General features: G+C 68.9%; 13 protein-coding genes. 7 read left to right on the top strand and 6 right to left on the bottom strand.

What is annotated here, in order from left to right; all coding sequences use genetic code 11:
- Positions 1–91 precede the first annotated feature (91 nt).
- Positions 92–1,669: a multicopper oxidase family protein gene (locus ACFYPS_RS34585; protein WP_387330400.1), complete on the bottom strand. Its 1,578-nt coding sequence runs from the start codon at positions 1,667–1,669 to the stop codon at positions 92–94.
- A gap of 267 nt (positions 1,670–1,936) precedes the next feature.
- On the opposite strand from ACFYPS_RS34585, the gene ACFYPS_RS34580 reads away from it, so the two are divergent.
- Positions 1,937–4,174: a heavy metal translocating P-type ATPase gene (locus ACFYPS_RS34580; RefSeq protein WP_387330397.1), complete on the top strand. Its 2,238-nt coding sequence runs from the start codon at positions 1,937–1,939 to the stop codon at positions 4,172–4,174.
- 113 nt (positions 4,175–4,287) lie between these two features.
- Here ACFYPS_RS34580 and ACFYPS_RS34575 read toward each other — a convergent pair whose 3' ends face one another.
- The 3 genes from ACFYPS_RS34575 to ACFYPS_RS34565 form a co-directional block, all read right to left on the bottom strand.
- A complete protein-coding gene (locus tag ACFYPS_RS34575) occupies positions 4,288–4,893 on the bottom strand; it encodes a WD40/YVTN/BNR-like repeat-containing protein (protein WP_387330394.1) in 606 nt (201 codons plus the stop codon).
- A gap of 7 nt (positions 4,894–4,900) precedes the next feature.
- Positions 4,901–5,794 (bottom strand): IS5 family transposase, encoded by an 894-nt coding sequence (locus tag ACFYPS_RS34570; RefSeq protein ID WP_387330391.1) that lies wholly within the window; start codon positions 5,792–5,794, stop codon positions 4,901–4,903.
- A 593-nt stretch (positions 5,795–6,387) separates the two neighbouring features.
- Entirely contained in the window at positions 6,388–6,672 is a 285-nt protein-coding gene (locus ACFYPS_RS34565) for a heavy metal-associated domain-containing protein (protein WP_354968556.1), read from the bottom strand.
- Between the two features lie 291 nt (positions 6,673–6,963).
- Here ACFYPS_RS34565 and ACFYPS_RS34560 point away from each other — a divergent pair, with 291 nt between their 5' ends.
- Entirely contained in the window at positions 6,964–8,391 is a 1,428-nt protein-coding gene (locus ACFYPS_RS34560; protein WP_387330387.1) for an MFS transporter, read from the top strand.
- 365 nt (positions 8,392–8,756) lie between these two features.
- Here the strand turns inward: ACFYPS_RS34560 and ACFYPS_RS34555 are convergent, their stop codons facing one another.
- Complete coding sequence (locus tag ACFYPS_RS34555) at positions 8,757–9,053, bottom strand: metal-sensitive transcriptional regulator (protein ID WP_238671415.1); 297 nt, start codon at positions 9,051–9,053, stop codon at positions 8,757–8,759.
- A gap of 154 nt (positions 9,054–9,207) precedes the next feature.
- On the opposite strand from ACFYPS_RS34555, the gene ACFYPS_RS34550 reads away from it, so the two are divergent.
- The 4 genes from ACFYPS_RS34550 to ACFYPS_RS34535 are packed head-to-tail and all read left to right on the top strand — an operon-like array spanning position 9,208 to position 13,143.
- Positions 9,208–9,417 (top strand): cation transporter, encoded by a 210-nt coding sequence (locus tag ACFYPS_RS34550; RefSeq protein WP_354968558.1) that lies wholly within the window; start codon positions 9,208–9,210, stop codon positions 9,415–9,417.
- A gap of 34 nt (positions 9,418–9,451) precedes the next feature.
- A complete protein-coding gene (locus tag ACFYPS_RS34545) occupies positions 9,452–10,432 on the top strand; it encodes a hypothetical protein (RefSeq protein ID WP_387330383.1) in 981 nt (326 codons plus the stop codon).
- A gap of 12 nt (positions 10,433–10,444) precedes the next feature.
- On the top strand, positions 10,445–12,700 hold the full coding sequence (locus ACFYPS_RS34540) for a heavy metal translocating P-type ATPase (protein ID WP_387330380.1): 2,256 nt from the start codon (positions 10,445–10,447) through the stop codon (positions 12,698–12,700).
- Positions 12,701–12,738: 38 nt separating this feature from the next.
- Entirely contained in the window at positions 12,739–13,143 is a 405-nt protein-coding gene (locus ACFYPS_RS34535) for a GNAT family N-acetyltransferase (protein ID WP_354968561.1), read from the top strand.
- A 99-nt stretch (positions 13,144–13,242) separates the two neighbouring features.
- On the opposite strand, the gene ACFYPS_RS34530 is transcribed toward ACFYPS_RS34535, so the two are convergent.
- Positions 13,243–13,818 carry a TetR/AcrR family transcriptional regulator gene (locus tag ACFYPS_RS34530; protein ID WP_387330377.1) on the bottom strand — a complete coding sequence of 192 codons (576 nt, stop codon included), beginning with the start codon at positions 13,816–13,818 and terminating at the stop codon, positions 13,243–13,245.
- Between the two features lie 276 nt (positions 13,819–14,094).
- On the opposite strand from ACFYPS_RS34530, the gene ACFYPS_RS34525 reads away from it, so the two are divergent.
- A complete protein-coding gene (locus ACFYPS_RS34525; RefSeq protein WP_387330374.1) occupies positions 14,095–14,640 on the top strand; it encodes a DUF2269 domain-containing protein in 546 nt (181 codons plus the stop codon).
- Positions 14,641–14,931: the final 291 nt, after the last annotated feature.

Here is a 14,931-nt window from a genome sequence, read left to right as displayed (position 1 = left end):
CCGGTTGGTAAGGCTTCGTCGGTCGTCTCTTGCCCGTTCCCGCCTTGTCAACTGCCGTCAGGTGGACGAACGCTCGCCGCAGCGGAGTGCCTCAGGCGCGGTAGGCGAGCGTGGCCATCATGCCCGTCTCCGCGTGGTAGGCGTTGTGGCAGTGCACCATCCAAAGGCCGGGATTGCCGGCGTCGAAATCAACGCTCACGCTCTGGTGGGGAACGACCACGACGGTGTCCTTGCGGGCACCACCGCCGGTCAGAGCGAAGGTGTGCCCGTGCAGGTGCATCGGATGGAACATCTCGCTGCGATTGACGAATTCCAGCCGCACGCGCTCGCCCTGCTCCACCAGCAGTGGGTCAGCGTCGTGGAAGGTCGCGCCGTTGATGGTCCACCGGTAGGGGTTCATCGATCCGCCGAGCTCCAACCGGTGCACCCGGTCCGGACGTCGGTCGACCAGCCTCACGCTGCCGGCTGCGTGCAGCGTTGCGGTGTCGAGCACCCGTCCTTCCAGTTCGGTCAGGCGGACATCGGCAGGTGGTGTGGCGCCGGAACCGGTTCGTACCAGAGCCAGACCCCGTCCGGTCTTGCCCTCCGCGTCGGCGATCAGCGGAAAGACCCCATCGCCTAGCTCCACCATGACGTCGACGCGCTCACCCATACCGAGCAGGAGGGCGTCCGTGTCCACCGGGTGGACCGGGAATCCGTCGGTGTGCGTGACCGTGAGCCGGTGTCCCGCGAGCGCCACCCGGTACGCAGTATCCGAGCCGGCGTTGATGATCCTCACCCGTGCCCGCTCACCGGGCCGCGCACGGAAGACCCTCGGCGCCGCCGGGACTCGACCGTTGACCAGATGGTGCGGGTACGAAACATCGCCAGCGCCGCCGAGCAGGGGAGAGGTCATCATCTCCATTCCGCCCATGTCCCCGTGACCAGCGGAAGCCGGGCCGCCGTGGCCGCTCGTATCGGGCCCCTCGTCGTGGTGCGAGTCGGGCTCGGCGCCCTCCCCGTGCGCGCCCGCCGGATCCATACCCTGCATGTCTGCATGGCCGCCCGTCTCGCGCAGGGCGGCAAGCGCGTCATCGGGAGTGCGGCCGGTACCGTCGATCCAATCGTCGAGCACCACGATCCACTCGTGGTCGTACCGGCCGGCCTCCTGCGGGTCATCGACAATGAGGACGCCGTACAGCGCCCGGTCGAGCTGAACGCCGGAGTGCGGGTGGTAGAAGTACGTGCCAGGGTGGGGCAGGGGGAACTCGTAGGTATACCGGCAGCCCGGACGGATGGGTGGTTGAGTCAGGCCGGGAACCCCGTCCATGTTGTTGGGCAGCGCGATCCCGTGCCAGTGAACGCTGGTATCCGTCGGCAAGCCGTTGACCAACTCCACCCGCAGCGTGTCGCCGGCGCGCGCCCGGATAAGTGGGCCGGGCAGGTCGTCGGCGTATCCCCAGGTGGTTACGTGCGGTCCACCTAAGTCGACTGTGACGGGACGGGGGCGAAGCGTGGCCGTCACCCGGCTACGGGTGCCGCCTGTGTCTCCGGCACGGACGCGGTTCGTGCCCACCGCTCTCAATCCTGCTGGGAATGTCCGCCCACCGGAGACGTCGCTGATGCCGACGAGGCCCACCGCGCCGGCGACGCCGGCCAGCAACCGGCGGCGACTGATCTCCGGTTTCATGGCTGCTCCTCGACTGGGTCCGCTTGTCGGCGGACGGTCCTGCTATCCGCCGCCCTTCGTGGATCTTGTTCGCAGAACGTGCCGCATGCGGGCCTTTTCGCGCGCTGTTGCCCCTTCGAGTGGCCCAAGTGGCGCGTTGCACGTTTGCCGGCCGGGGCCGCCGGTCTGCGGTGGTGGCTCGCCGGCCATAGCGCGGACGTATACCCATCAGGGGTATTTGCCTTCATACCCCCGGGGGGTATATGGTGCTGGGCGGAGGTGGACGGCATGACTCGAGAACACATGGCGCATCACGACGCGGCCAACATTGATGAGGTCGGACGTGGCCAGCACAGCCACGACCACGTGGACGCGACGCAGCGCAGCACGCGAACACCGCACCCGCGAGGCGCGCACCACGAACACGACTCGCCCCACTCCGCGTCATCCCAACCACAGGGCACCAGCGGCGCCCATGGGCACCACGGCGGCCACGCCGGGCATGGGGGGCACGCCGGGCATGACAAGCACGCCGGTCACGACCCGGAGCAGTTCCGCCGGAAGTTCTGGCTGAGCCTCGCGCTGACGCTGCCGATCGTGATCACCAGTCAAATGGTGATGGACTGGTTCGGCTACTCCCTGGACTTTCCCGGCATGACTCTGGTCGGTCCGGTCCTCGGGTCGGTGGTCTTCCTCTACGGCGGGTGGCCGTTCCTGGTCGGTGGTTTCCGCGAGGTCCGGGACCGGGCCCCGGGGATGATGCTGCTGATCACGATGGCGATCACGGTGGCGTACGTGGCGTCGCTGGCCACCAGCCTCGGCACATTCGACCTGGACTTCTGGTGGGAGCTCGCCGCGCTGGTGACGATCATGCTGCTGGGCCACTGGCAGGAGATGAAGGCGATCGGCCAGGCGCAGGGCGCGCTCACGGCGCTGGCCGCGCTCCTGCCCGACGACGCCGAGCGGATCGACGACAACGGTGAGCTGCACCGCGTGCAGGCCGCCGAGCTGCGGGTGGGCGACCTGGTCCTGGTGCGCTCCGGTAGCCGGGTGCCGGCCGATGGCCGGATCCTCGACGGCTCGGCCGAGCTGGACGAGTCGATGATCACGGGGGAGTCCCGACCGGTCCCGCGTGGTGTCGGAGACCGGGTGGTGGCCGGCACCGTGGCGACAGATTCCGCCCTTCGGGTACGCGTCGACGCGGTCGGCGAGGACACGGCTTTGGCCGGCATCGGGCGGCTCGTCGCCCAGGCGCAGGCGTCCAACGGCCGCGCCCAGGCGCTCGCCGACCGGTTCGCCGCAATGCTGTTCTACGTCGCCGCCGCCGCCGCGCTGGTCACCTTCGGCGCCTGGTGGGCGCTGGGTGACCTCGACCAGGCGGTCGTCCGCACCGTGACGGTCCTCGTGATCGCCTGCCCGCACGCCCTCGGGCTGGCCATCCCGCTGGTGATCGCGCTGTCCACCGCCGTGTCGGCCAAGGCGGGCATCCTGGTCAAGGACCGCCTCGCCCTGGAGCGAATGCGCACCGTCGACGCGGTGCTGTTCGACAAGACCGGCACCTTGACCAAGGGCGCGCACACCGTCACCGCCACGGCCGCCGCGACCGGCGTCACCGAAGATGAGGTGCTGCGCATCGCCGGCGCGGTCGAGGCCGACAGTGAGCACCCCCTCGCCAAGGCGCTGGTGGGCGTCGCACAGGAGCGGGGACTGCGGGCGAGCGCCAGCGACTTCCGGTCGCTGACCGGCCGAGGTGTGCAGGCCGTGGTCGACGGCACCACCTATGCGGTGGGCGGCCCGGCTCTGCTGCGGGAACTGGCGGCCAGGGTGCCCGACGAGCTGGTTCGGGTCGCGCAGGTCTGGTCAGCGCGCGGGGCTGCCGTGCTGCATCTGATCCGGCTACCCGACGGCGGTCAGGCGGAGGCGGTGGGGGCGTTCGCCCTGGAGGACGAGATCCGTCCCGAAGCCCGCGAGGCCATCGCGGAGCTGCGCGAGCAGGGCGTGCGGAAGATCGTGATGATCACCGGAGACGCTCGGCCGGTCGCCGAGGCCGTCGCCGCGGACCTGGGATTCCGTCCCGGCGTCGACGAGGTCTTCGCCGAGGTGCTGCCCGCCGACAAGGACCGGGCGGTTGCCGACCTGCAGTCCCGAGGGCTGACGGTGGCGATGGTCGGGGACGGCGTGAATGACGCGCCCGCGCTGGCTCGCGCCGACGTCGGACTCGCCATCGGCGCCGGAACCGACGTCGCGATCGAGTCCGCTGGCGTCATCCTCGCCTCGTCCGATCCGCGCGGCGTCACCGGTGTGATCCGCCTGTCCCGGGTGTCGTACCGGAAGATGATTCAGAACCTGGTTTGGGCGGCCGGTTACAACGTCGTGGCGATCCCGCTCGCCGCCGGTGTCCTCGCCTGGGCCGGGATCAGCCTCAGCCCGGCCGTCGGCGCGGTGCTGATGTCCGTCTCCACGATCGTGGTGGCGCTCAACGCCCAGCTGCTGCGGCGAGTCCGCCTGACTGCGCAGGGGCGATAGGGATGTCGTGGCGGCCCGAGAAGGGCCGCCACCGCATCGCTGCCGGCCCCACCATGGACCGGACTTCGACCGCGATACCCGGTCGGCGGGGAATGGCAGGGGACGGGCGAGGATCACGACAGCGATGTCTGCATGGGTTGCCATGTCGCACCCGCGTCCTTGCTGCGAAGGACTCGACCATCACGGGTGGTGACGAAGTGCAGATCACCGTGGGCGGTGACGGCGGCCGGCGCATCGGGAACGTGACCGCCGGTACCCGACCACGTCACGGCCGCGTCATGGGACACGAGGCTCTGTCCGTCTGCCGCAATTCCCAGCAGCCGGTCGCGGCCGGCCCAGTGCAACAGCACGAAGGCGCGTCCTCCGGCGGGCACCCAAGTGCGGCCGCCGTCGACCGAACGTTGCAGGCCCTGCTCGGTTGTGGCCAGAAGGCTGTAAGGCTGTCCTGGTTCGACCGCCAGGTTGTACGCCTCGATCCTTGACCGGGCCTGCCAGGTGACCCGGTCGGTGCTTGCCAGCAGGGAACCAGTGGTGGAGTCGACGCCGTAGGTGATCCCGTCGGCGCTCCGAAGGGCGTGGAAGTCTGCCTTCCCGGCGAGCGACACCGATCGCCAGGTGCGCCCACCATCGGTGCTTTCGATCAGGCCCAGATGCGTCGGCCCGGCTTCGCCTGGCGCGGGATGTCCCGAGGCGAGAAAGTGGTCTAAGGCGTGTTTCATAAGCCGGTCAGAGCCATTCGGTGATGATCGTGATGGTCAGGACGGTTTGGAAGCGGACTGCCAGTTTGTCGTAGCGGGTGGCGACGCCGCGGTGGCGTTTGAGGCGGTTGATGCCGTTCTCGACGGCGTGGCGTAGCCGGTAGAGGTCCTTGTCGAACGCGGGTGGGCGCCCGCCCTTGGAGCCTTTGGCTTTGCGGTGGGCGTCCTGGTCGCTCTTGCTCGGGATGCAGGCCTTGATCCCGCGTGAGCGCAGATATCTGCGGTTGCCGCGACTGGTGTAGGCCTTGTCGGCCAGGACCAGGTCGGGGCAGGTGCGAGGCCGGCCCACGCCGAGACGGGTCACGCGGATACGGCGCAGGACGGGAATGAACTGCGGGCTGTCACCACGATGCCCGGCGGTCACGATCAGGGAGAGGACCTTCTGCCCCTGTTCACAGGCCAGATGCGTCTTGGTGGTCAGCCCGCCGCGCGAGCGGCCCAGCGCGTGATCAGCCGGCTCGTCGTGCACCCCACCAGGCGGTTCCTTCTGCAGATGCCCATCGGTGCGGGCGCCGGCGGCGTGCTGGTGGACGCGGCTGGTCATTGAGTCCACGCTCACCGTCCAGGCGATCCCGCCGGTCGCATCGCCAGCGGCTTGCAACGCGGACAGGATCTTGTCCCAGGTCCCGTCACGCTGCCACCGGCGGAACAGGCCGTAGACGGTGGGCCAGGGCGCGTACTCAGCCGGGACGTCCCGCCATGGGGCGCCGATCCGGATCCGCCACCGGATCCCGTCGATGAGCTGTCGTTTCTCCCACTTCGGCGGACGACCTGTGGTCGGCGCGGCAGGCAGCAGCGGAGCCAGAACAGCCCACTGCCTGTCGGTCAGGTCATGCCGCCTCGTCACCGCTACGCTGGGCACGAGGTCTCCGGTATGAAGTTCTTGCTTGGTCGCAGAACCAGATACCGGAGACCTCTTCAGTTGTCGATCACCGCCACGCCGTGACCTCGACGCTGCCAGCCTGACTTACGAAACACGCCTTAGTCCGATCACCGTGAAGCCCATCGTGTCCTGCCGTCCATCACCCACGTGGGCGGCCCCGCTATCGGAGACGCGAACGACTCCGTGGTGTGTGGCGACGTAGAGCTGTTGGTCCGACGGGTTCACGGCCATGCCGTGCACGTGACTCAGGGCGCTTAACGTAAGCATTGCCCGCGGGGCGTCACCGGGTCGGTCTCGCAGTCACCCCCGACGACCCCGCAGGCGCCACCACCGAGGCACCTGCGGAGCCCGGATATGTGCTCAGCCAGCCAACGTCACGCGCGTGACCGCTGCTTGTCCCGCCCCAGTTCGGGATGAAGGTTCCTACCCCGTGCCTGTTCACACGGCGGACACGCTCACCCCAGCTCGGTCTCGCGTTGCCGGCGAACGCAAAATCAGCGCCAGAGGGTAGAAGCGCCCTGGGGCGGCCGCGCCCGCTCCGTCTTGCCGGGCGGGCGCGGCCGATCCTGCGGTCAGCTCACAAGTTGGTAGCCGGCCTTCTCGACGGCCGCGCGGACGTCGGCGATCGCCAGTGGGGCGTGACTGGTGACCGTAACCCCGCCGGTGGCCACGTCGATCTCGACGCTGGTGACGCCCTCGACGGTGCTCACCTCCTGGCGCACGTTGCTGGCGCAGCCGGTGCAGGTCATCCCCGACACCGTGTAGGTGACCCGCACGCCGTCGACGGTGTCAACGGTGGCCGGTGCGTTGTCGGCGGTCGCGGTGGCGCAGCCGCAACTGGATCCGCTGGTGCACATGGCTCTCTCCTGTCCGAGAACGTGGGGCGCCGGCCTGCCGCCGTTCGATGCGGGCAACTTGCAAACGGTGAGCCGCGAAACGGCGCCCCTGAGGAACAGCGCCAGGTCACCGCTGGTCGGGTGGGTGGCGTGCACGATGAATATACCCATAGGGGGTACAGGGATCAATCGGATGCGTGAGAGGCGACAAAACACGAGTCCGTGGATGGCCGCAGCTTGACACCACATACCCCCTGGGGGTAAACATTCACCACTTACCCATACCCCCCAGGGGCATAAGGAGTGGTGGAGATGGCACACGGATCCAAGCGTTGGTGGGGCCTCGGGCTCATCGCGCTCGCCCAGTTCATGGTCATCATGGACACCTCGATCATCGGCGTTGCCTTACCGCGCATGCAGGACGATCTCGGCTTCTCGCCGGAGAACCTGTCGTGGGTGTTCAACGCCTACGTCGTAGCCTTCGGTGGCCTGCTGCTGCTCGGCGGCCGGCTGTCGGACTTGTTCGGCGCGCGGCGCATGTTCACAGCCGGCTGGCTGATCCTGCTGCTCGGGTCGGCGGCCGCAGGGCTGGCCGACAGCGTCGCAGTGGAACTGGCCGCCCGTGCCACGCAGGGTGTTGGCGCCGCCCTGATCGCACCGTCGGCGCTGACGATGCTGATGATGCTCTTCGGCGCCCAGCCCCGAGAACTCACCAAGGCGCTTGCGCTCTACGGCGCGGCCGCGCCGGCGGGCGGCACCGCGGGCGTCTTCCTCGGCGGGGTCATCACCGAGTACCTCAGCTGGCAGTGGGTGTTCTACATCAACATTCCGATCGCCCTGATCGCGGTGCTCGCCACCCCGGCGCTCATGCCCGCCGGCGGCGCCCGCCGCGGCTCGCTTGACATCGCTGGGGCGCTCACCGTCACCGCTGGTCTCGGCGCCACGGTGTATGCGATCGTCCGGGCGCCCGAGGTCGGGTGGACCTCCGGGCAGACCTGGCTGGCCCTCGCCGGCGCGGTCGCCGCGTTGGTGGCGTTCGTGGCCATCCAGGCCGCCCGCCGGCAGCCGCTGATGCGGCTGTCAATCTTCCGTGTCCCGAACCTCGCGGCCGCAAATGTGGCGCAACTCCTGCTGGGCGCGGCGTGGATTCCGATGTGGTTCTATCTCAACCTCTACCTGCAGCAGGTCCTCGGCTACAGCGCCTTCCCCAGCGGTGCGGCGCTGCTTCCCATGACGATCCTCATCATGGTCGGGATGGTCGTTGTGGCACCGCGGGCCATCAACCGGTTCGGCCCGAAGCCGATGGTGATTGCAGGCCTGGCGGTACTGGCCATCGGGCTCGGGTGGCTCGCCCTCGTTCGCGCGGACGGTAGCTATGCGGTGGACGTCCTGCCCGCCTCACTGGTCGCGGCGTTGGGTATGTCGTTGGCGTTCATCCCGTCGCTCGGCACGGCGATCTCCAGCGCGCCGCCGCAGGAGGGTGGCCTCGCCTCAGGGATCGTCAACACCAGTTACCAGGTCGGTTCGGCTCTCGGTCTGGCCGCGATGACGGCGGTCGCCGCGTCCTACGGCGCGGACCGGGTGGGTGACGTGTCGGCTCTCACCGACGGGTACTCGGCCGCTTTCGCCGGCGCCGGTGTCATCGCCCTCGTCGGAGCCGTTGTCGCGGCGGTCACCCTGCGGACCCGCGCTGCTGGTCCCCAGCCTGTCGCCGAGACCGAGACCGTGCAGGTCCGCTGAGCCGAGCGGTGCGGACCCGACATGTCAGAGTCACACCCATCGAGCGGAGATCATCATGAGGACCTGGAGGCCACTATGACGGCAACGAGCGCGGTCGGGCGTGACGAGGCCTGACAAGAGACGCGATCTGGTGCATCTCGCGACAGTGGGCGGCCGGCGGGGCAGCCGGCCGCCCACTGTTCCTCGCGAGCAGCACTGTCAATGCATGGTCGGCCGGCATCTCGTCGTTTGGGCGGTGCCTGGGGGCAGCGTGCTGGTGCATTTGCGCCGGCTGCCTCGGCCGACGGAACGGCGGAGCTTCTCCGGTGGTCTAATGGCCGGCTTGTCGCGCTGATCCGAGAGCTGGGGTTACCGATCGCTGGAGATCAGCCGCGCTTCATGAGCCGGCCAACGGCGGCCATCATCTCGGTGGCCATTTCGTCGGCACGGCCGTCGGCGGCGCCCTCGTGCATGCAGTGCCGGGCGTGCCCGTCCAGCAGGCCGAGGGCGACCTTGTCGAGGGCAGCTTGGATCGCGGAGATCTGCGTGAGCACGTCGATGCAGTAGCGGTCGTCGTCGACCATCTTCTCGATGCCCCGGACCTGCCCCTCGACGCGGCGGAGCCGCGCGAGCAGCTGATCCTTGCTGGCGGTGTATCCGCGGATCGGAGTGGGTGTGGTCATGGAACCCAGGATACCTTACCCCTCGGGGGTATGCTACGGTGCGTAGAGAGCCATACCCCCTCTAGGTATCTCGGCGGTCGGCGCCCCAAGCCCAACTGTGAGGCGCTACTACCCCCCGGGGGTATCGCGTGAGGGTGTTGAGAGGAGCGTTCTGATGACCACCGCCACGTACCAGGTAAACGGCATGACCTGCGGGCACTGCGTCAACTCGGTCAGCACCGAGATCAGCGCCATCGCCGGCGTCCGCGACGTCCAGGTCGACCTCGCCTCCGGGCAGGTCACCGTCGCCAGCGAGGCGCCCCTGGACCCAGCGGCCGTCCGGGCCGCGGTCGACGAGGCCGGCTACGACCTCGTCGACGCCTGACAGTCCCTCACCGAGAGAACCCGAGGTGCCAGTCATGAACACGGCGACGAAGCTGAGCGGTTTCGCGCTCGGTCTCGCGGCGGTGTTCGGCGCGGCGTACGGGGTCGGCCAACTGGCCGATCCCGTCGCCCCGGCCGCCGAAACCCGCCACGACACCACCGCCGAGCACGGCAGTGCGGGCCATGACGAAGCTGGGACCGAAGCCGCCGCGCAAATCCCCGGTGGCCTGCTGGTCTCCGACCGCGGCTACACCCTGACCCCGGTTCCCGCCTCAAGCGGTGAGTTCGCCTTCCGGATCACCGGTCCGGGCGGTCGGACCGTCACGACCTTCGACGAAGCGCACGACAAGCGGATGCACCTCATCGTCACCCGCCGGGACCTGTCCGGCTTCCGGCACGTGCACCCCGACATGGCCCCCGACGGCACCTGGCAGGTGGCCTCACCCTTCGGGGACCCCGGAAGTTGGCGCGCCTTCGCCGATTTCACCCCCACCGGTGGCCAGCCACTCACCCTCGGCGTCGACGTCGCCCTACCCGGCGCGTTCACCCCACGTCCGGTACCCGCACCCGCATGCACCACCACCGTCGACGGTTACACCGTCGCCCTCGACGGTGACCTGCGGCCGGGCAGTACCGCGAAGCTGACCCTGACCATCAACCGGAACGGCGCACCGGTCACCGACCTGCAGCCCTACCTCGGCGCGTACGGCCACCTGGTCGCCCTGCGCCAGGGCGATCTGGCCTACCTGCACGTGCACCCCGACGGAGAACCCGGTGACGGGCGCACCCAGCCCGGCCCGCAGGTCACCTTCTACGCCGAGGTTCCCTCGGCCGGCACGTACCGCCTCTACCTCGACTTCCAGCACACCGGAACCGTGCGGACCGCCGAATTCACCCTCGTCGCCGGCACCTCCGCCGAGCCCGGCCCAGCGACGCCGTCAACGCCGTCGACGCCGAACAGCCCGACCCCAGCCGCCACCGATGGGCACGGCGAACCCGGCCACGGCCACAACTGATTGGCGGATGCGATGACGTCCACTGCGATACCCCTGCAGCTCGCCCCGAACCAGATCGAGCTGTCCATCGGGGGGATGACCTGCGCCTCCTGCGCCGCCCGGATCGAGAAGAAGCTCAACCGGATGGACGGTGTGTCCGCCACGGTCAACTACGCCACCGAGAAGGCCACCGTCCGGTACGCCGGCGAGGTCACCCCGGACGACCTGATCGCCACCGTGGAGAAGACCGGCTACACCGCCGCCCTGCCACCCCCAGCCTCCGCCGCGACAGCCGAGCCGTCAGAGCCAGTCGATGAGCTGCGCAGCCTGCGCACCCGGCTGTGGATCTCGGTCGCATTGAGCGTGCCGGTGGTCCTGCTGGCGATGGTGCCAGCCATGCAGTTCGAGTACTGGCAATGGCTGTCGCTGACCCTCGCCGCCCCGGTCGTGGTCTGGGGTGCCCTGCCGTTCCACCGTGCCGCTTTGATCAACCTGCGGCACGGCGCCGCGACCATGGACACCCTGATCTCGCTGGGCACCCTCGCCGCGTTCGGCTGGTCGCTGTGGGCGCTGTTCCTCGGCGACGCAGGCATGCCGGGCATGACCCACCCGTTCAGCTTCGACATCACCCGCTCCGACGGCGCCGGCAACATTTACCTCGAAGCCGCAGCCGGCGTCACGACATTCCTCCTCACCGGCCGGTACTTCGAGGCCCGCTCCAAGCGCACCGCCGGAGCGGCCCTACGCGCCCTGCTGGAACTCGGCGCGAAGGACGTCGCCGTCCTCCGGGACGGCGCCGAAACTCGCATCCCTATCGACCAGCTCGCGGTCGGGGACCGATTCGTGGTCCGGCCCGGGGAGAAGATCGCCACCGACGGAGTGGTCGACGAGGGCACCTCGGCGGTCGACGCCAGCATGCTGACCGGCGAGTCCGTCCCGGTCGAGGTCAGCCCGGGCGACGCCGTGGTCGGCGCCACCGTCAACGCAGGCGGTCGGCTCGTCGTCACTGCCACACGCATCGGCGGAGACACGCAGCTCGCCCAGATGGCGAAGCTCGTCGAGCAGGCGCAGACCGGTAAGGCCGCGGTGCAGCGGCTGGCCGACCGGATCTCCAGCGTCTTCGTCCCCATCGTGATCGCCCTCGCGGTCGGCACGCTCGGCTTCTGGATCGGCAACGGCAGCGGCCTGGCGGCCGCGTTCACCGCCACGGTCGCCGTACTGATCATCGCCTGCCCCTGCGCCCTCGGGCTGGCCACCCCAACAGCGCTGCTGGTCGGCACCGGCCGCGGCGCCCAGCTCGGCATCCTCATCAAGGGACCCGAGGTGCTCGAGTCCACCCGGCGGGTCGACACGGTCGTGCTGGACAAGACCGGCACCGTGACCACCGGAAAGATGACACTGGTCGACGTGCTGCCAGCCGACGGCCAGGACGCCGATGACCTGCTTCGGCTCGCCGGAGCGCTTGAGCTCGCCAGCGAACACCCGATCGCCCAAGCGATCGCCACCGGCGCCGCCACCGCCGGGACGCTACCGACGGTCAATGACTTCGCCAACGTCGAAGGGCTCGGCGTCACCGGCACCGTCGAGGGCCGCGACCTCATGGTCGGCCGGGCCCGCCTGCTGCGCGAACGTGGCCTGCAGGTATCCGCCGAGGTCGAGCGGGCGGCCAGCGAGGCCGAAACCGCCGGCCGGACGGCCGTGCTGGCCGGCTGGGACGGACAGGCCCGCGGCGTCCTCGCCGTGGCCGACGTGGTCAAACCAACCAGCCGAACCGCAGTCGACCAGCTGCGGGCACTGGGCCTGAACCCGGTGCTGCTCACCGGCGACAACACCACCGTCGCGAACGCCGTCGCCACCGAGGTCGGCATCGACCAGGTGATCGCTGAGGTGCTGCCCGCCGACAAGGTCGACGTGGTCAAGCGCCTGCAGGCCGACGGAAAGGTCGTGGCCATGGTCGGCGACGGGATCAACGACGCCGCCGCGCTCGCCCAAGCCGACCTCGGCCTGGCCATGGGCACCGGCACCGACGTGGCCATCGAGGCCTCAGACCTGACACTCGTCCGCGGCGATCTGACCGCCGCCGTGGACGCCATTCGCCTGTCCCGGCGAACCCTGAGGATCATCAAAAGCAACCTGTTCTGGGCCTTCGCCTACAACCTGGCTGCCCTGCCGCTGGCCGCGGCGGGAATGCTCAATCCGATGATCGCCGGCGCAGCGATGGCGTTCTCCTCGGTGTTCGTGGTCGCTAACAGCCTCCGCCTGCGCCGCTTCCACGCCACCAACGCGTAGCGGTGCGCAGGCCGCACCCGAAGGGACCCCTCACGGTCATGACATACGTCTTACGAGCAGAAACGCCATCGGTCGAGGTCTACCGACACCTGCGGGTCGCCGCCGGTCTGAGCGCCAAGTCAGCCGCAGCAGCGGCCGCGGGTTTGGACGGCACATGGCACGCCGTCGTCGCCTATCAGGGTGACCAACCGATAGGCATGGGCCGCGTCATCGGTGACGGCGGCACCGCCTTCCAGATCATTGACATGTGCGTATTGCCCGAGCATCAGGGCCGAGGAGTCGGCAAGAGGATCATGGCTGCACTGATGGAGAGACTCCTGGATCGCGCGCCTAGCACCGCCTACATCTCACTCATCGCGGACGGTGCCGCGCGCCACCTCTACGCACAGTACGGCTTCGCCGAGACCGCGCCAGAGTCGGTCGGCATGGCTCGCCGACTCTGATGCCTGCATGCTGATCCTCGTGGGGGCCGCGTCTCCACTGCCGTTCGGCAACACGAGAGCGGTGTCGGCCGAGCCGGTTCTGGGCGGATGGTTCGGACGTCAGTCTGCGGCGGTGGGCTTGAGTGCGGTGAGGGTGAGAGTGACCAGGCGCTGGAGCCCGTCGTCCGAGGCCACCGTGCTCGAGGCGGTCAGGGCGTGCAGGCAGAAGGCCACCAGTTCATCGGCGGGAACGTCGACACGAGCCTGACCGACTTCGGCAGCGTCTGTGATCAGCTCCCGCACAAGCGTGTGCAGTCGCGCGTGGGCCTCGGTGGTGTGGTCGCTTTGATGCAGTGCGGCAGCGAGGTCACCACCGTGGCGGTGCTGTGAGAGCCGCGCGTAGGCGACGAGCACGGCGCGCAACCGCGTCGACGGGGTGTCGGCTCGGTCGCGGATGGCGCTGAGGTGATCTAGGTGGTGGGCGAGTTGGCGCTCGTGCCAGGCAAGCAAGATCGCGTCGATGTCCGGGAAGTACTTGTAGAGGGTGGCGCGGCCGATGCCAGTGAGTTCGGCGATCCGGGACATGGTCACGCCGGTCAGCCCGTGACTGGCGACGAGGGTTGCTGCGGCGTCAAGAACTGCCTCGCGCACCGCCGCTCGGTGCGCCTCAATCGTGTCGTTCCACAGCCTCGGCACCGTCATATGATACACACCGCCACACCGCAGACACTTTGACTTGACAGTGACACAGTGTCTCGTAAAAATTTGGCAGTCGTTGCTGGGATCGGTTGGGAGGGTCAGATGGCGGGTCAAGCAGGCGGACCGGGGGCTCCGACGGGTGTGCCGCGGTGGGTGAAGGTCATTGGCCTGGTTGTAGCGGCCCTGCTGGTCGTGTTCGTCGTCATCCAGGTGAGTGGCGTGGCCGGTGAGCATGGTCCTGGCCGGCACCTGCCGGGCGGACGGTAAGCCGTGGTGCGGCAACGCTGGCGTAAGGCGGCGTTGACTGCGCACGTCGTTGCATCCTTGGGGTGGCTCGGCGCGGTCGTCGTCTTCCTGGTCCTGGCCTTGGCGGCGCTGCGCAGTGACGATGCGATGGTGACGGCGGCCGGATATGTGGCAATGGACATGTCAGTCCGGTTCGTCATCGCTCCGCTCGCAGTCGCGTCGCTGCTCAGTGGCGTGGTGTCATCGCTGGCGTCGCCCTGGGGGTTGGTGCGTCACTGGTGGGTGCTGATCAAGTTGGCGTTGGTTGCGGTGGCCACGGTGGTGCTGCTGCTCCAGCTGGAGCCGATTGCTGCGCTTGCCGACGTAGGGATGGCCTCCGCGCCTGTAGCGAGCGGGGAGCAGTGGCGTGAGGCAGTCGTTTCGCTGGTCGTGCATGCGATCGGCGGCCTGGTCATTTTGCTCGCGGCGACGGTGTTGGCCGTCTACAAGCCGAGGGGTCTGACGGGATTCGGCCGGCCACCATCACCGGCAAGGGTCACCGCCCGTCACGGTGAAGAGTCTGGCAGGGCGTGATGGATGTTGTTGCGTCTTCTCTGCGAGCCACCTGAGCTTGATCCACTTCCGCAACGCGCCCTAGGTCATGGCCGTCCCTGGTCAATTAAGGACTGGTCGATGAGCGGTGATGCCAGGTCAGGAGGGGGCGGGGGCTACGCCGGGTGAGGTGGCGTCGCCGGTGGGTTCGAAGCCGATAGCGCGGGCAACGGCGACGCTAAGGGATGTCTCGTAACCCTGGCGTCTGTCTGTTGAGGACGATCGGGCAGGATGCCGGGGGTGCAGGTGATCACGGCAGTTAGCCCGGAGTGG

This window comes from Micromonospora sp. NPDC005087 (assembly GCF_042872965.1).
Classification (GTDB): Bacteria; Actinomycetota; Actinomycetes; order Mycobacteriales; family Micromonosporaceae; genus Micromonospora.
The sequence above is the reverse complement of the archived record's forward strand: the minus strand, read 5'-3'. Positions and strand labels throughout refer to the sequence as shown.

Excerpts from the sequence above, each read along its gene's own strand:
- ACFYPS_RS34585 (WP_387330400.1), bottom strand. The coding sequence starts at position 1,669 with ATGAAACCGGAGATCAGTCGCCGCCGGTTGCTGGCCGGCGTCGCCGGC.
- ACFYPS_RS34580 (WP_387330397.1), top strand. The coding sequence starts at position 1,937 with ATGACTCGAGAACACATGGCGCATCACGACGCGGCCAACATTGATGAG.
- ACFYPS_RS34575 (WP_387330394.1), bottom strand. The coding sequence starts at position 4,893 with ATGAAACACGCCTTAGACCACTTTCTCGCCTCGGGACATCCCGCGCCA.
- ACFYPS_RS34565 (WP_354968556.1), bottom strand. The coding sequence starts at position 6,672 with ATGTGCACCAGCGGATCCAGTTGCGGCTGCGCCACCGCGACCGCCGAC.
- ACFYPS_RS34560 (WP_387330387.1), top strand. The coding sequence starts at position 6,964 with ATGGCACACGGATCCAAGCGTTGGTGGGGCCTCGGGCTCATCGCGCTC.
- ACFYPS_RS34555 (WP_238671415.1), bottom strand. The coding sequence starts at position 9,053 with ATGACCACACCCACTCCGATCCGCGGATACACCGCCAGCAAGGATCAG.
- ACFYPS_RS34550 (WP_354968558.1), top strand. The coding sequence starts at position 9,208 with ATGACCACCGCCACGTACCAGGTAAACGGCATGACCTGCGGGCACTGC.
- ACFYPS_RS34545 (WP_387330383.1), top strand. The coding sequence starts at position 9,452 with ATGAACACGGCGACGAAGCTGAGCGGTTTCGCGCTCGGTCTCGCGGCG.
- ACFYPS_RS34540 (WP_387330380.1), top strand. The coding sequence starts at position 10,445 with ATGACGTCCACTGCGATACCCCTGCAGCTCGCCCCGAACCAGATCGAG.
- ACFYPS_RS34535 (WP_354968561.1), top strand. The coding sequence starts at position 12,739 with ATGACATACGTCTTACGAGCAGAAACGCCATCGGTCGAGGTCTACCGA.